Annotated in this window: 11 protein-coding genes; all 11 read left to right on the top strand. The window is 68.9% G+C overall.

The window, feature by feature from the left end; translation table 11 throughout:
* Nucleotides 1-68: 68 nt before the first annotated feature.
* The gene (gene tssB / locus BM013_RS14080; RefSeq protein ID WP_093127988.1) at nt 69-638 is read left to right on the top strand and encodes a type VI secretion system contractile sheath small subunit; all 570 of its coding nucleotides are present in this window, start codon (nt 69-71) and stop codon (nt 636-638) included.
* A gap of 37 nt (nt 639-675) precedes the next feature.
* Nucleotides 676-2184: a type VI secretion system contractile sheath large subunit gene (gene tssC / locus BM013_RS14075; protein WP_093127987.1), complete on the top strand. Its 1509-nt coding sequence runs from the start codon at nt 676-678 to the stop codon at nt 2182-2184.
* A gap of 47 nt (nt 2185-2231) precedes the next feature.
* Nucleotides 2232-2714: an Hcp family type VI secretion system effector gene (locus BM013_RS14070; RefSeq protein ID WP_093127985.1), complete on the top strand. Its 483-nt coding sequence runs from the start codon at nt 2232-2234 to the stop codon at nt 2712-2714.
* A gap of 160 nt (nt 2715-2874) precedes the next feature.
* Nucleotides 2875-3702, top strand: a complete 828-nt coding sequence (locus BM013_RS14065; RefSeq protein ID WP_256221494.1) for a type VI secretion system accessory protein TagJ — start codon at nt 2875-2877, stop codon at nt 3700-3702.
* Between the two features lie 8 nt (nt 3703-3710).
* Complete coding sequence (gene tssE / locus BM013_RS14060; protein WP_093128130.1) at nt 3711-4238, top strand: type VI secretion system baseplate subunit TssE; 528 nt, start codon at nt 3711-3713, stop codon at nt 4236-4238.
* Between the two features lie 142 nt (nt 4239-4380).
* Complete coding sequence (tssF, locus tag BM013_RS14055) at nt 4381-6273, top strand: type VI secretion system baseplate subunit TssF (protein ID WP_093127982.1); 1893 nt, start codon at nt 4381-4383, stop codon at nt 6271-6273.
* Nucleotides 6270-7484: a type VI secretion system baseplate subunit TssG gene (gene tssG / locus BM013_RS14050; RefSeq protein WP_093127981.1), complete on the top strand. Its 1215-nt coding sequence runs from the start codon at nt 6270-6272 to the stop codon at nt 7482-7484. The genes tssF and tssG overlap by 4 nt, the downstream gene beginning before the upstream one ends.
* Nucleotides 7481-10237: a type VI secretion system ATPase TssH gene (gene tssH / locus BM013_RS14045; protein WP_093127980.1), complete on the top strand. Its 2757-nt coding sequence runs from the start codon at nt 7481-7483 to the stop codon at nt 10235-10237. Before tssG ends, tssH begins: the two co-directional genes overlap by 4 nt.
* Before the next feature lie 32 nt (nt 10238-10269).
* Nucleotides 10270-12639 (top strand): type VI secretion system Vgr family protein, encoded by a 2370-nt coding sequence (locus BM013_RS14040; RefSeq protein WP_093127978.1) that lies wholly within the window; start codon nt 10270-10272, stop codon nt 12637-12639.
* A 71-nt stretch (nt 12640-12710) separates the two neighbouring features.
* Complete coding sequence (locus BM013_RS14035; protein ID WP_143098275.1) at nt 12711-13073, top strand: hypothetical protein; 363 nt, start codon at nt 12711-12713, stop codon at nt 13071-13073.
* A 7-nt stretch (nt 13074-13080) separates the two neighbouring features.
* Nucleotides 13081-15699, top strand: coding sequence for a DUF2169 family type VI secretion system accessory protein (locus tag BM013_RS14030; protein WP_093127975.1), 2619 nt, complete (start codon nt 13081-13083; stop codon nt 15697-15699).

Raw genomic sequence — 15699 nt, 5'->3', positions numbered from 1 at the left:
GGCAACTGTCCGGCGCGGCAGGGAGAGGGGCGCGACCCCCACGCATTTCAGATTCAAGAGGAAGCTTTATGGCAGACAACCGTGTCAGAAACAGTGGTCAGAAGTTCATCGCGCGCAACCGCGCGCCGCGCGTGCAGATCGAGTACGACGTGGAGATCTACGGCAGCGAACGCAAGATCCAGCTGCCCTTCGTGATGGGCGTCATCGCCGACCTCGCGGGCAAGCAGGTGGACCCGATGCCCGACATCGCCGAGCGCGAGTTCATGGCGGTGGACATCGACAACTTCGACGAGCGCATGAAGTCCATCAAGCCGCGCGTGGCCTTCCAGGTGCCCAACACGCTCACGGGCGACGGCCAGATGAACGTCGACATCACCTTCGACAGCCTGGACGACTTCTCGCCCGCGCGCATCGCACGCCAGGTGGGCGCGCTGCAGCAGCTGCTCGAGGCCCGCACCGAGCTGGCGAACCTGCTGTCCTACATGGACGGCAAGAACGGCGCCGAGCAACTCATCGCGCAGGCGCTGCAGAACCCGGCGCTCCTGAAGTCGCTGGCGACGGCGCCGAACCCGGCCGTTGCCAAGGCCGTGGAAGCCGCGAACGAGAAGTCGGGTGCCTCCGGCACCGCTTCCGAGTGAGCGCGAGCAGCAGCAAGAGCAGCCAAGGAAAGCCATCATGAGCACCGCACCCCAGAAGACCGCCGCGCAGGCGCAGGCCACCGTCGAGGCGCTTGCGCCCAACGAGTTCTCCGACCTGCTGCAGCGCGAGTTCAAGCCCAAGACCGACCAGGCCCGCGAGGCGGTGGAAAACGCCGTCAAGACGCTGGCCGTGCAGGCGCTGGAAAGCACCGTCACCATCTCCAACGACGCCTACCGCACGGTGCAGGCCATCATCACGGAGATCGACCGCAAGCTCTCCGAGCAGATCAACCAGATCCTGCACCACGAAGACTTCCAGCAGCTCGAAGGCGCATGGCGCGGGCTGCACTACCTCGTGAACAACACCGAGACCGACGAGCAGCTGAAGATCCGCGTGATGTGCGCCTCCAAGCGCGAAGTGGCGCGCTCGCTCAAGCGCCACAAGGGCATCGGCTGGGACCAGAGCCCGCTGTTCAAGAAGATCTACGAAGCCGAGTACGGCCAGTTCGGCGGCGAGCCCTTCGGCGCGCTGATCGGCGACTTCCACTTCGACCACAGCCCGCCCGACGTCGAGATGCTCGCCGAGATGGCCAAGATCGCGGCCGCCGCGCACTGCCCGTTCATCGCGGGCGCGTCGCCCACGGTGATGCAGATGGACTCGTGGCAGGAACTGTCGAACCCGCGCGACCTCACCAAGATCTTCCAGAACACCGAGCACACCGCGTGGCGCTCGCTGCGCGACTCGGAAGACGCGCGCTACATCGGCCTGGCCATGCCGCGCTTCCTGGCGCGCCTGCCCTACGGCGCGCGCACCAACCCGGTGGACGAATTCGAGTTCGAGGAAGAGACCGACTCGGCCGCGCACAACCGCTACACCTGGGCCAACTCGGCCTACGCCATGGGCGTGAACATCAACCGCTCGTTCAAGCAGTACGGCTGGTGCACGTCGATCCGCGGCGTGGAGTCGGGCGGCGCGGTGGAGAACCTGCCCACCCACACCTTCCCCACCGACGACGGCGGCGTGGACATGAAGTGCCCGACCGAGATCGCCATCAGCGACCGGCGCGAGGCCGAGCTCGCCAAGAACGGCTTCATGCCGCTGGTGCACCGCAAGAACTCCGACTTCGCGGCCTTCATCGGCGCGCAGTCGCTGCAGCTGCCGGCCGAGTACTACGACGCCGACGCCACGGCCAACGCCAACCTGGCGGCACGCCTGCCGTACCTGTTCGCGTGCTGCCGTTTCGCGCACTACCTGAAGTGCATCGTGCGCGACAAGATCGGTTCGTTCCGCGAGCGCGAGGACATGGAGCGCTGGCTCAACGACTGGATCATGAACTACGTCGACGGCAGCCCCGGCACGTCGTCGCAGGACACGAAGGCGATGAAGCCGCTGGCGGCGGCCGAGGTCCAGGTGGAAGCCATCGAGGACAACCCGGGCTACTACGCCGCCAAGTTTTTTCTCCGGCCGCACTATCAGCTCGAAGGGCTGACGGTGTCGTTGCGGCTGGTTTCGAAGCTGCCATCCAACAAGAAGGACAGCAGCTAGTTCAACAGTGTCCCGAATCCGGGCACAAATAACTTTGGGGGTTAATCATGGCAGTAGACATGTTCATGCGCGTCGAGGGCGCAAACGGCGAATCCAAGGACTCGAACCACAAGGACTGGACGGATATCAAGTCGTTTGCCTGGGGAGCGACGCAGCCTGGAAACATGGTCAGCGGCGGTGGCGGCGGTGTGGGCAAGGCGAGCTTCAATGACCTGCAGGTGCTCGCGCGCATCGACAAGGCGGCACCGTCCGTCATGAAGAACTGCGCCAGCGGCAAGCACCTGGCGAAGATCGAAGTGTCGGTGTGCAAGGCAGGCGGCTCGCAGATCGAATACACGCGCGTCACGCTCGAGGAAGTGCTGGTCACCTCGGTGCAGTACACGGCCGAACAAGGCTCCGACGCCGTGTTCGTGCAGTACGCCTTCCAGGCCGCGAAGGTGAAGCAGCAGTACTGGGAACAGACCGACAAGGGCGGCAAGGGCGCCGAGACGGTCCTGGGCTGGAACATCAAGGAAAACAAGGAAGCCTGATTTCCTTTTTCCGATGCGCGGCCGGCCCCCGGGCCGGCCGCGATGTTTTCCCGACGGCCTTCGCGGCCGTCCTTCGCACACCGGCCTTTCGCGCCGTGTGCCAGTCAGTCAGCGAGGAAGCTTCATGGGAGATGGGTTTGCAGTGCTGGGAGAACGCTCCGTGGCCGAGCACACCGAATGGGTACAGCGGCAGATCCGCGCCAGTCCCCAGAACGCCAGCCTGCGTCTTGCCCTGTGCCACTTCCTTGCGCTTCGCGGCGAGTGGCAACGCGCCGAAGACCAGCTCAAGCTGGCCACCAAGCTCGACCCCACCTTCACGCCCGCGAGCGTGACCTGTTCGATGGCGCTCGCAGGTGAGCGCCATCGCACCGATTTCTGGTCCGGCGGACGCGCGCCCGCCATCCTGGGCGGCAACGCCGACTGGGTCGAGCAGCTGATCGCCGCCGCGGCACTGCCCGCCGAGCGCGCCGTGGAAGCAGCCGCGCTGCGCGAGACCGCGCGCCAGGCCGCACCCGCGCTGCAGGGCGCACTGACCAGCGTCGACCGTTCCGATGCGCGCGCCGTGCAGGCGCTGGACGGCGAGCCCGTGGAGCGCAGCGACTTCGGCTGGCTGTGCGACGGCGACGTGCGCATCGGCCCCGTGCTGGAGCTGCTCACGCCGTCGGGCTACGCCTGGCTGCCGCTGCCCGAGGTGCGCCGCATCAAGTTCTCGCGTCCGCAGCACCTGGTCGACCTGCTGTGGGCGCCCGCCGAGATCGAGCTGCACGACGGCCGCGCGCTCAACGGGCTGGTGCCCGTGCGCTACCCGGGCAGCCTCGAAGGCCTGGACGACGAGACCACGCTGGGCCGGCGCACCGACTGGCTGCCGCTGGCCGGCGAGGAGCAGTACGCGGGCCTGGGCCAGCGCACGCTGATCAGCGAGGCCGGCGACCATTCGCTGCTCGACCTGCGGCTGGTCGAATTCACGCAGGAGGCCGACGCCGCATGAGCGCGATGATGGACATGGACGGCGACCAGCAGGAAAGCGTTGCGCGCGACCGGCTGCAGCCGGTGCTGCTCGACCGCCTGACCGACACCACGCCGCAGACGCGCCAGGAGCGCGCGGGCGCGTTCCTCATGAGCGGCAAGCTGCTGCGCGACTCGGTGCTGCGCGACCTGCAGTGGCTGCTGAACACCGCCAACTTCGGCGCCGACCACGACATCAACGCCATGCCGCGCGCACGCCGCTCGGTGCTGAACTACGGCGTGCGCGGCTGGGCCGGCGGACGCATGTCGGAGGTCGACTTCGCCGACGTCGAGGCCGCCATCCGCGCGGCCATCATCGACTTCGAGCCGCGCATCATGAAGGACAGCATCGACGTGCGGTGCGTGACCGACGCGGGCGACCTCGAGCACCACAACCTGCTCGCGCTGGAGATCCGCGGCACGCTGTGGTCGGTGCCGTACCCGATCGAGTTCATCCTGCGCTCCGAGCTGGACCTGGAAAGCGGGCACATGGTGCTGCGGCCGACGGGAGGGCTTTGATGCGGTGCGGCGTTCCAGTGACTCCCCGGTCTTCGATTCGAGGAACACCGTGGAACCGGCCTTGCCTGGCCACGGGTGTTGCCCCCGGTGAGGCGGCAGGAGCAGTGACACGAAGTGCGCGAAGCCTGGGGGAGAGTCACTGATGGACGCCAAGCTCCTCGACTACTACAACCGCGAGCTCACGTACATGCACGAGCTCGGTGCCGAGTTCGCGCAGCGCTACCCGAAGATCGCGGGGCGCCTGGGCATGCGCGGCATCGAGGTCAGCGACCCGTATGTGGAGCGCCTGCTCGAAGGCTTCAGCTTTCTCACCGCGCGCATCCAGCTGAAGATGGACGCGGAGTTCCCGCGCTTCTCGCAGCGGCTGCTCGAGGTGGTGTACCCCAACTTCCTGGCGCCGCTGCCCGCCATGGCCGTGGTGCAGATCGACGGCAACCTCAACGAAGGTTCGCTGAAGGCCGGCTACGAACTGCCGCGCCACACCATCCTGCGCGGTCGCATGATCAAGGGCGAGCAGACGGCCTGCGAGTTCCGCACCGGCCACGCCGTCACGCTGTGGCCCATCCGCATCGCCGAGGCCGGCATCGGCCCGGTGCCCGCGGACATCGCGCATGCCATGCCCGTGGTCGCGCGCCAGGCCAGGAGCGCCATCACCATCAAGCTCGAGGCGGTGGGCGGCGCGCGCTTTGCCGACATGCCGCTGGACCGGCTCGAGTTCTTCCTGTCGGGGGCCGAGCTGCATGCGCTGCGGGTGCTCGAGCTCGCGACGCACCACGGCGTGGGCGTCGTGTGCCGCAGCGGCCCTGGTGCAGGGGGTGGTGGTGCGGGCGGTGGTGCGCGCATCGTGCCGCTGGGCGACGACGCCATCAAGCACGAGGGCTTCGACCCCGACCAGGCGCTGCTGCCCTACGACGCGCGCTCGTTCCAGGGCTACCGCCTGCTGCACGAGTACTTCGCGTTCCCCGACCGCTACCTGTTCTTCAGCGTGAACAAGCTGCGTGCAGCGGCCTCGGCCATGGGCGGCACCACGATGGAGATCGTGATCCTGCTCGACCGCGCCGACGCTGATCTTGAACGGCTGGTGGACGCCAAGCACTTCTCGCTGTTCTGCACGCCCATCATCAACCTCGTGCCGCGCCGCAGCGACCGCATCCCGGTGGGGCCGGGCCAGCACGAGCACCATGCGGTGATCGACCGCACGCGGCCGCGCGACTTCGAGATCTTCACCGTCGAGCGCGTCACCGGCCACATGGCCAACGGCTCGGAAGAGCGCGAGTTCCGGCCCTTCCTCGGCTCGTTCGCGGCCGACGACGGCGACTTCGGCGCCTACTTCTCGCTGCGCCGCGAGCCTCGCCTGGTGTCCGACCGCGCGCGGGCGCAGGGCACGCGCACCAGCTACACCGGCAGCGAGGTCTACGTGTCGCTGGTGGACCAGCAAGACGCGCCGTTCCCGCACACGCTGCGCCACATCACGCTGGACGCGCTGTGCACCAACCGCGACCTGCCGCTGCTGCTGCCGACCGGGCTCGAGTCGGACTTCACGCTGCGCGTGTCGGCGCCGGTGCGCTCCATCCGCATCCTGCGCGGGCCTTCGCGGCCGTACCCCGCGCTGGCCGAAGGCGCGCTCACCTGGCGCCTCATCAGCCACCTGGGCCTGAACTACCTGAGCCTCACCGACGTCGATGCCGCGCAGGGCGCCTCGGCGCTGCGCGAGATGCTCGACCTGTACGGCAACCTCGCCGACCCGTCGGTGCGCCGACAGATCCAGGGCGTGCGCTCGATGGCGCTGGCGCCGGTGTTCCGCCGCCTGCCCGAGCCGGGCCCGATCGTGTTCGGCCGCGGCGTGGAGATCGCGCTGAAGATCGACGAGGTCGCCTTCTCGGGCGCGAGCCCTTACCTGTTCGGCGCCGTGCTGGAGCAGTTCTTCAGCCGGCACGTGTCGCTCAATGCGTTCACCGAGTTCGCGCTGTCGAGCCTGCAGCGCGGCGAGATCGCGCGCTGGACGCCGCGCGTGGGACGCCGCCCCGCCGTATGAGCGAAGCGGGCTTCACCGACGGCATGCAGGCCACGCCGGCCGAAGAGGGCGAGCTGGCGGTGGACGCGGCCGAGCGCCGCGGCGCCGCGCCATATGCGCCACACGCACCATACGCGCAAGACAGCACGCCGGCCGCGCCGCCGCGCGGCGTGCCGCAAGCCGACCCCGTGCTCTGGGCCCGGCTGGTCGAGCAGCCCTTCGAGCACGACCTGTTCATGCTGCTGCGCCGCCTCGACGCGCAGGGCGGCCACCCGCTGCTGGGCCGCGCGCCGCGTCCGGTCGACGAGCCGCTGCGGCTGGGCCAGGAGCCCTCGATGGCGTTCGCGCCGTCGAACGTGTCGGGCGTGGACGTCGACGGCGACGGCCCGCCGCGCATCTCGATCTACGGCTTCGGCCTGTTCGGCCCCAACGGCCCGCTGCCGCTGCACCTGACCGAGTACGCGCGCGAGCGCAAGCGCCACCACGCCGACGACACCCTCAGCGCGTTCGCCGACCTGTTCCATCACCGGCTCATTCTGCTGTTCTACCGGGCCTGGGCCGACGCCCAATCGGTCAACAGCCTGGACCGCCCCGACGGCCACCGCTTCGTCGACTACGTGGCCAGCCTCATGAACATGGGGCAGCCCGGCCTGAAGGAGCGCGACCGCATCGCCGACCATGCGCGCACCTTCATGGCCGGCCATCTCGTGCGCCAGACGCGCAACCCCGAGGGCCTGATCCAGATCCTCAAGCTCTACTTCGACGTGCCCGTGCGCGTCGAGGAATTCGTGAGCGACTGGGTGATGATCGACGAGCGCGAGGTCAGCCGGCTCGGCCTGTTCGGGCGCAACAACCGGCTCGGCGGCGGCGCCACCATCGGCCTGGCCGTGCGCGACGCGCAGAGCAAGTTCCGCCTCGAGCTCGGGCCGCTCTCGCAGGAGGAGTTCCGCGAGTTCCTGCCCGGCAGCAAGCGGCTGCAGCAGGTGGTCGACTGGGTGCGCCAGTACGTGGGCATCGAGTTCGCGTGGGAGCTGCGCCTGGTGCTCAAGAAGCAGGACGCGCGCCCCACCCAGCTCGGCGGCAGCCAGCGCCTGGGTTGGGGCAGCTGGCTCGGCACGCGCCTGGCGGACACCGACGCCGGCGACATGGTGTTCCAGCCCGAAGCATTGTTTTCCCGTTCCGCATCGGCGGCACCCGCTGCCGCATCCGCATCTTCTTCCATGGGTTTATGACCGACATCCGCCGCGTCTCTCTGTTCTCCAAGCTCAACCCGATGCTCTACAAGGCATTGGAAACCGCCACCGCGTTCGCCAAGCTGCGCGGCAACGCGTATGTCGAACTCGTGCACTGGCTGCACCAGATCCTGCAGCTGCAGGACAGCGACATGCTGCGCATCATCAAGCGCGCGGGCCTGAACCTCGACGCGGTCGAGCAGGACATGGTGCGCGCGCTCGACCGGCTGCCGCACGGCGCCACGTCGATCAGCGACATCTCCGAGCACGTCGACAACGCGGTCGAACGTGCATGGGTCTACGCCAGCCTGCGCTTCGAGGCCACCTCGATCCGCGGCGCCTACCTGCTGGCCGGCATCATCAAGACGCCGGGCCTGCGGCAGGTGCTCTCGGGCATCTCGCGCGAGTTCGACAAGATCGTGCCCGACGTGCTGGTGGCGCAGCTCGCGCCCTGGACCGAAGGCTCGCCCGAAGACGACTTCGATGCCACGCCCAGCGCCGGTGCCATGGCAGGCGCACCCGCCGTTGCGCACCAGGGCGACGGCCCCGCGGCCGGCGGCTCGGCCCTGGCCAAGTACGCGAGCGACCTCACCGCCAAGGCGCGCGCGGGCGAGCTCGACCCGGTGTACGGCCGCGACGACGAGATCCGCCAGATCATCGACATCCTCATGCGCCGCCGGCAGAACAACCCGCTGCTCACCGGCGAGGCCGGCGTGGGCAAGACGGCGGTGGTCGAAGGGCTGGCTTCGCGCCTGGCCTCGGGCGACGTGCCGCCCTCGCTGAAGGACGTGTCGCTGTGGGTGCTCGACCCCACGCTGCTGCAGGCCGGCGCGGGCGTGAAGGGCGAGTTCGAGCAGCGCCTGCGCCAGGTGATCGACGAGGTCGAGAAGAGCCCCAAGCCCATCGTGCTGTTCGTCGACGAGGTGCACACGCTGGTGGGCGCGGGCGGCACGGCCGGCACCGGCGACGCGGCCAACCTGCTCAAGCCGGCGCTCGCGCGCGGACGGCTGCGCACCATCGGCGCCACCACCTGGTCGGAGTACAAGAAGTACATCGAGAAAGACCCGGCGCTCACGCGGCGCTTCCAGACCATCCAGGTGCACGAGCCCAGCGAGCCCAAGGCCGTGATCATGCTGCGCGGCATCTCGGCCGAGCTGGAGAAGCACCACGGCGTGCTCATTCTCGACGCCGCGCTCGAGGCGGCCGTGAGCCTGTCGCACCGCTACATTCCCGCGCGCCAGCTGCCCGACAAGGCCGTGAGCCTGCTCGACACGGCGTGCGCGCGCGTGGCATTGAGCCAGCATGCGCTGCCCGCGGCCATCGAAGACCTGCAGCGGCGCATCGAGGTACTGAACATCGAGTCGGGCATCGCGGGGCGCGAGGCCGCCATTGGCGTGGGCGAGCACCAGCGCGTGGAAGACATCGCGGCCCTGGTCGCGCAGGCACGGGCCGAGCTCGCGCTGCTGGAGGCACGGCGCGTGGAAGAAAGCGCGCTGGTCGAGCGCATCGTGGCATTGCGCAAGCTGCTGTCGCCGGCGGCGGTGCCGGTGCAGGCTGAAGCACCGGGCGATGGAAAGAGCGAGTCCGATGAAGCGCGCGAGGCCGATGAAGAGAGCAAGGCCGACGTGCCACCGGTCGAACCCGCGCGCCCGCCCGAAGACATCCGCGCCGAACTCGACGACGCGCAGGACAAGCTCGTGCAGCTGCAGGGCGAGTCGCCGCTGATCCTCGCGGCGGTGGACGCGCAGGCCATCGCCACCGTGGTGGCCGACTGGACCGGCATTCCCATCGGCCGCATGGTGCGCGACGACGCGCAGTCGGTGCTCAAGCTCGGCGAGATCCTGTCGGCGCGCGTGGTCGCGCAGCCCGATGCGCTGGAGACCATCTCGCGGCGCATCCGCACCGCACGCGCGCGGCTGGACAACCCCAACAAGCCGGTCGGCGTGTTCCTGCTGTGCGGCCCCTCGGGCGTGGGCAAGACCGAGACCGCGCTGGCGCTGTCGGAGGCGCTGTACGGCGGCGAGCAGAACCTCGTCACCATCAACATGAGCGAGTTCCAGGAGTCGCACACCGTCTCCACGCTGAAGGGTGCGCCGCCCGGCTACGTGGGCTACGGCGAAGGCGGCGTGCTCACCGAGGCCGTGCGCCGCCGGCCCTACAGCGTGGTGCTGCTCGACGAGATCGAGAAGGCCCACACCGACGTGCACGAGATCTTCTTCCAGGTGTTCGACAAGGGCTGGATGGAAGACGGCGAGGGCCGCCACATCGACTTTCGCAACACCGTGATCATCATGACCTCCAACGTCGGCACCGACCTGGTCATGCAGCTGTGCGAAGACCCGAGCCTGCGCCCCGACCCCGAACCGCTGGCCACCGCGCTGCGCGAGCCGCTGCTCAAAGTGTTCGCGCCCGCGCTGCTGGGCCGCCTGGTTGTAGTGCCTTATTACCCGTTGCACGCAGAGGCGTTGCATCGCATCATCCGACTCCAGCTCGATCGCATCGCGGCGCGCCTGCAGGCGAACCACGGCATTGCATTGGCTTACAACGACAGCGCCGTCGAACTGGTCGCGCGGCGCTGTACGGCCATAGAGTCGGGTGGACGGATGATCGATGCGATCCTCACGCACACCATCCTTCCGCGATTGAGCGAGGAAGTCATCGGCGCCACCGTGAGTGCGCGCAAGCTCGCCGCGGTGCAGCTGAGCGCCGCCGGAGACGACTTTCATTACGAATTTTCTGAGGCCGAACGCTGATGCGAGAGGCAAGCCAAGAAAGGGAGTAGCCCATGGACCGTGTCGTCAAAGCCCATACGCCGCTTGGAGAAGAGCAGCTGATGTTCCGTTCGATGAACGGCACGGAAGGCCTGTCGCAGCTGTTCGAGTTCGAGGTCGACCTGCTGAGCCCGAGCGCCACGATCGACATGCAGTCGGTGTTGGGCAAGCCGCTGTCGCTAGAGATCCAGACGGCCGGCGCGCCGCGCTTCCTGAGCGGGCAGGTGGTGCGCTTCTCGATGATCGGACGCGAGGGCCGCACCTCGCGCCACACGGTCTACCGCGCCACCGTGCGCCCCTGGCTCTGGTACCTGACGCGCACGAGCGGCTACCGCATCTTCCAGAACAAGACCGTGGTCGAGATGCTCGAGGAGGTGTTCGCCGACTACAACTTCGCCTTCGAGAAGAAGCTCACCGCCTCGTACCGGCAGTGGGAGCATTGCGCGCAGTACAACGAGAGCGACTTCGCATTCGTCAGCCGGCTCATGGAGCTGGAAGGCATCTACTACTACTTCAAGCATGAGCAGAACCAGCACACACTGGTGCTGGCGGACGACATCGGCGCGCACGATCCGATGCCCGGCTACGAAACCATCGACTGCTTCGCGTCCGACCGCGACGTGACGCAGGACATCGAGGTGATCGACGACTGGCGCGTGACCGGCGAGGTGCGCACCGGCCGCTACACGGTGGACGACTTCAACTTCAGCACGCCGGGCAGCGACCTGACGACCGTGCGCGCCCAGCCGCAACCGCACGATCACGCCGACTACGAGATGTACGAGTGGCTGGGCGAGTTCACGAATCCGGGCGAAGGCGAGCACTACGCGCGCGTGCGGCTCGAGGAGGTGCAGGCGCTGGGCGACCGCAGCGAAGGCCACGCCACCGTGCGCGGCATGGCGCCCGGCTACAAGTTCACGATGCGGAGTTCGCCGCGCCCGGACGACAACCGCGAGTACCTGATCGTGTCGGTGGTGTATGCGCTGCGCGAGGGCGGCTACGCCACGGGCGCCGAGCCGGGCGAGTACAGCTTCGGCTTCGCGGTGCAGCCCACGTCGCTGCCGTATCGCGCGCCCCGCGTCACGGACGTGCCGCGCACCAGCGGTCCGCAGACGGCCGTGGTGGTGGGCCCCGAGGGCGAGGAGATCTGGACCGACCAGTACGGCCGCGTGAAGGTGCAGTTCCGCTGGGACCGCAGCGGCCGGCGCAACGAGAACTGCTCGTGCTTCGTGCGCGTGTCGCAGGTGTTCGCGGGCGACGGCTTCGGCACGGTGTTCACGCCGCGCATCGGGCAGGAGGTGATCGTCGACTTCATCGGCGGCCACGCCGACCGCCCCATCATCACAGGGCGCGTGTACAACCCGCGCCACATGCCGCCCTTCTCGCTGCCGGGCGAGGACACCAAGAGCGGGCTGGTCACGCGCTCCACGCCGGGCGGTTCGGCGGCCACGGCGAACTCGCTGGTGTTCGAGGACAAGATGGGCGCCGAGTTCGTGGCGCTGCATGCCGAGCGCAACCTCGACGTGTCGGTCGAGGCCGACGAGACGCACGACACGGGCGGCTCCCGCACCACGGTGATCACCGGGCACGAGTCGGCCACCTACAAGTCGGGCGAGGAGCGCCACATCACCGAAGGCGCGGTGGAGACCATCGACGGCGGCGAGACGCGAACCGTCACCGGCGGTGCCGTCGAGTCGGTCTCGGGCAGCGAGACGCGCACCATCACCGAAGGCGCGAGCGAGACCGTCATCGGTGGCCAGCAGCGCGCGGTGCTGGGCGGAAAGAACCAGCTGATCATCGGCGGCGTGGTGGAAACCAACCTCGGGCCGTTCAGCGAACTGACGGTCGGGCCGGTGATCGACACCACCATCGGGCCGGTGATCGAGACCGTCTTCGGCACGTCGACGCGCACCGTCACCAGCGCCACCACCGACACCCTGCAGTCGACGCTGACGGAGAACATCACGGGCAACCACACCAGCACCGTGAGCGGCGGCGACTACATCGGCAAGGCGAAGAACATCAAGATCGACGCCACGGCCGGCAACATCGACATCACGGCGCCGGCCACCATCACCATCCAGGGCACGCACCTCTACCTGAAGCACAGCGCCTTCCAGTGGGACTACGCGCCGGTGAAGGGCGCGTCCTCGTGGGCCAGCGTGGTGGCGAACGGCGCCACCAGTTTCTCGTCGGGGGTGTCGAATTCCAACCTGGGCCTGGCGCTCAACTTCTCGGGCGCGGGCTTCGAACTCTTCGGCGCCAAGGAGTCGCTGGGTGGCTTTACCAGCACGCAGGCTGCGTTCAAGGAGGACAACTGGGGCGCGGACATCAACACCTTCGGCCTGGCCTCGCGCATCGGCATGCTGTTCAGCTTCTTCTAGGTCCCCTGCGCGGGCGCAGGTCCGCGCAGGCCCGGTGACACGCATTGTTCAACGACAAAAACTATCTCCTCGTGCTCCTGGTCCCCGTCGTGGTGATCGTGGTGTTCGGCTCGATCCTGCTTGCCGTGGGCAGGTACATGGGCCAGCGTGCGCGCGAGGCCCGCGCGGTGACCCATCTGGTGGGGCCTGGCATCGCCTCGACGGCCGAGGTGCTCGAGGTGCAGGACACCGGCCTTCGCAACCATCGCATCTACATCCTCGTGCGCCTTCGCCTGGCCGTGCGCGGCACGGCGGACTTCGGCGCCTTCGAGGCCGAGACGCTGGCGGCGATCTCGCCGGTGCAGATCCCCGAGTTCGCGCGCGGCAAGGAGATCCGCGTGAAGGTCGACGCCACGCAGCGCAGCCGCGTGGTGATCGACCAGCCCATCCGGTGACAGGCCCGTGAAGACCATCAAGCCCTTCCGCCTCGGCATCCTGACCCGGCCCTACCGTTGGCGGGGCGGCGACAAGCTGGGCGTGGCGGTCATGGGCATGGCCAGCCTGGAGGACACCCCGCTGCTGATGGCCGACCAGGAGCTCTGGCAGACCATGGCCGAAGAGATCGACCCCGGCGGCGTGCTCGACCTGGGCGTGCCGAAGGCGACGCCCGAGATGCTCGTGAGCGGCCACTGCTACACCGCGCACCAGGAAGAAAAAAGGGCCGCCGCGGTGCGCGTGCACGTGGGCGGCATCGACAAGACGCTCACCGTCTTCGGCGAACGCTACTGGCTCGACGGGCGCATCACGCCGCCCGCGCCGTTCGAATCCATGCGCGTGGACTGGAGCCATGCCTACGGCGGCGCGGACGTGGCGCAGAACCCGCTCGGCATGGGCAGTGCCGACGAGATCGTCAACGGCCTCAAGGTGCGCCGGCTGCCGCACGTGGAGATGCCGGGCCGGGGCAGCGTCGCGCCGGGCCAGCCGGTGGCGAGCGCGGGCTTCGGCGCCTTGATGCCGCATTGGCCCCAGCGCATGGCGCTGATGGGCACCGACTATGGCGATGCATGGCTGCAGAACGACTTCCCCGGCTTTGCCAGCGACATGGACTGGGCCTATTTCAACGCGGCACCGCCCGACCAGCGGTGGGCCGGCGCGCAGGAGGTGCCGAGCGGCGCGGCCTACGAAATCTGGAACATGCACCCCACGCAGGCGGTGCTCGCCGGGCGCCTGCCCGACTGGCGCGCGCGCTGCTTCTCCAGCTTCCACGAGGACGGCGGCGAGCTCTGCGAGGCGGCGCTGCGCCTGACGACGGTGTGGTTCGTGCCGCACCTGCGGCGCGCGGTGCTGATCTGGCACGGCAGCTTCGACATTGCGCAGGACGACGCCGCGGACATGAAGCACATCATGCCGGCGCTCGAGCTGGCCGACGCGCCGCGGGCGCTGTCGCACTACCAGGAGGTGCTGCAGCGGCGCATCGATCCGCGCACCGCGGTCCATGTGCTGCGCGACAGCGACCTGGTGCCGCGTTCCGTGTTCGGGCCCTGGCCCGCGGCGCAGTTGCCCGACCGCCGTTCGGGCCCGCTGGCGAGCAACATGCGCGCCGGCGCCTTGCGCGAGCGAGAACGCCGCAGCGCCGAACTGCAGGCGCAGGGACTCGACCCGTCGCTGTACCTGCCCGCCGACGAACCGCACGAGATGCCCACGGACATCGACGACCTGGCCGAGTTCAGCGAGCGCAAGAAGAAGGAGATGGCTGCGCAGCGCGAGAAGCTGGAGGCCGACGACAGGGCGCTCAAGGCACGCGTGCTGTCCGATCCGCTCGTGGCCGAGGATGTGCGGGAGGAGTCCGCGCAGGCGCACCGTTTCGACTTGCACGACGCGCTGCGCGACTTCCGCCGCGCCGAACGGCGGGCCGAGGCCACGGGTGCGGCGGTGGACATCGACAAGGAACGCGGCGCCACGCCCCTGTTTTCGGCGCCGGTGAAGCAGGGCATGCTGGAGCGCATGCGCGACGGCCATCTGCATGCCGCGCACCTGTCGGCGCCCGCACCGGCGGCGCGTTCATTCCGCTCCGGCAAGATGCGCCGCCGGCTCGAGGCCGCGCCGCCCGGTGCGCGCCATTTCGCGCGCATGAACTTCACCGGCATCGACCTCTCGGGCATGGACCTGCGCGGCGCCGACTTCACGCAGGCGCTGCTGGAAGACGCCAACCTCGAAGGCGCGCTGCTCGACGACTGCAATTTCACGCGCGCGGTGATGGCCCGCGCACGGCTGGACGGCGCGTCGATGGCGCGGGCCCGGCTGGACCATGCCAACCTGGGTGGGGCGCACTGCACGCGCACCGTGCTGGCCGGTGCCAGCCTGCTGCGCACCAACTGCCAGAAGACGGTCTTCTCGGGCTGCGACCTGTCGGACGCGCGCTTCGAACAGGCCAGCCTGCACGAAAGCCGCTTCGAGGCCTGCGACCTGAGCCGCTCGCAATGGGCGCAGGTGGTGTTCATGGAGATGACGCTGTCGAACCTCCGCTTCGACGCGGCGCGCTTCAAGCAGACGGTCTGGATCAAGTGCACCCTGGCCGACGTGTCGTATGCGGGCGCCAGCCTGCAGCAGTGCGGCTTCACCGCCTCGCGCGGCGACCAGGGCCTGGATTTCTCGATGGCGACGCTCGTGGCCTGCAGCTTCGCGCACGAAAGCTCCTTTGCCGGCGCCGTGTTCCGCGGCGCGCAGGCCAGGCAGTGCGGGCTTCGCGGCACCGCGCTGCCCGGCGCCGACCTGTCGGGCGCGCGGCTGGAAGGCTGCGACTTTTCCGAATGCGACCTGCGCCAGGCCAATCTCGATCTCGTGGTGGCGGGCGAGAGCCTCTTCGTGCGAACCGATTTCACCGGTGCGACGCTGCGCGGGGCCAACCTGATCGATGCCAACCTGTCGAAGAGCCTGCTGCCGATGGCGGACCTGAGCCGCGCGAACCTGTTTCGCGCCGACGTCTCGCAGACGCTGGTCGACCCGGCCACGCGCATCGACGGGGCCTACACGCACCACGCGAAGACGCGGCCGGTCCGCCGCGACGCGCCACAGCCCTGA

Origin of the sequence: Variovorax sp. OK605, from assembly GCF_900115445.1 — a bacterium.
In the GTDB taxonomy this organism is placed as follows: domain Bacteria; phylum Pseudomonadota; class Gammaproteobacteria; order Burkholderiales; family Burkholderiaceae_C; genus Variovorax.
Note: the sequence above shows the minus strand (reverse complement) of the source record. Positions and strands in the feature narration are given on the sequence as shown.

Bases quoted from the DNA above. Each gene is read 5' to 3' on its own strand.
- tssB (WP_093127988.1), top strand. From the start codon at position 69: ATGGCAGACAACCGTGTCAGAAACAGTGGTCAGAAGTTCATCGCGCGC.
- tssG (WP_093127981.1), top strand. From the start codon at position 6,270: ATGAGCGAAGCGGGCTTCACCGACGGCATGCAGGCCACGCCGGCCGAA.
- BM013_RS14070 (WP_093127985.1), top strand. From the start codon at position 2,232: ATGGCAGTAGACATGTTCATGCGCGTCGAGGGCGCAAACGGCGAATCC.
- BM013_RS14040 (WP_093127978.1), top strand. From the start codon at position 10,270: ATGGACCGTGTCGTCAAAGCCCATACGCCGCTTGGAGAAGAGCAGCTG.
- tssH (WP_093127980.1), top strand. From the start codon at position 7,481: ATGACCGACATCCGCCGCGTCTCTCTGTTCTCCAAGCTCAACCCGATG.
- tssE (WP_093128130.1), top strand. From the start codon at position 3,711: ATGGACATGGACGGCGACCAGCAGGAAAGCGTTGCGCGCGACCGGCTG.
- tssF (WP_093127982.1), top strand. From the start codon at position 4,381: ATGGACGCCAAGCTCCTCGACTACTACAACCGCGAGCTCACGTACATG.
- tssC (WP_093127987.1), top strand. From the start codon at position 676: ATGAGCACCGCACCCCAGAAGACCGCCGCGCAGGCGCAGGCCACCGTC.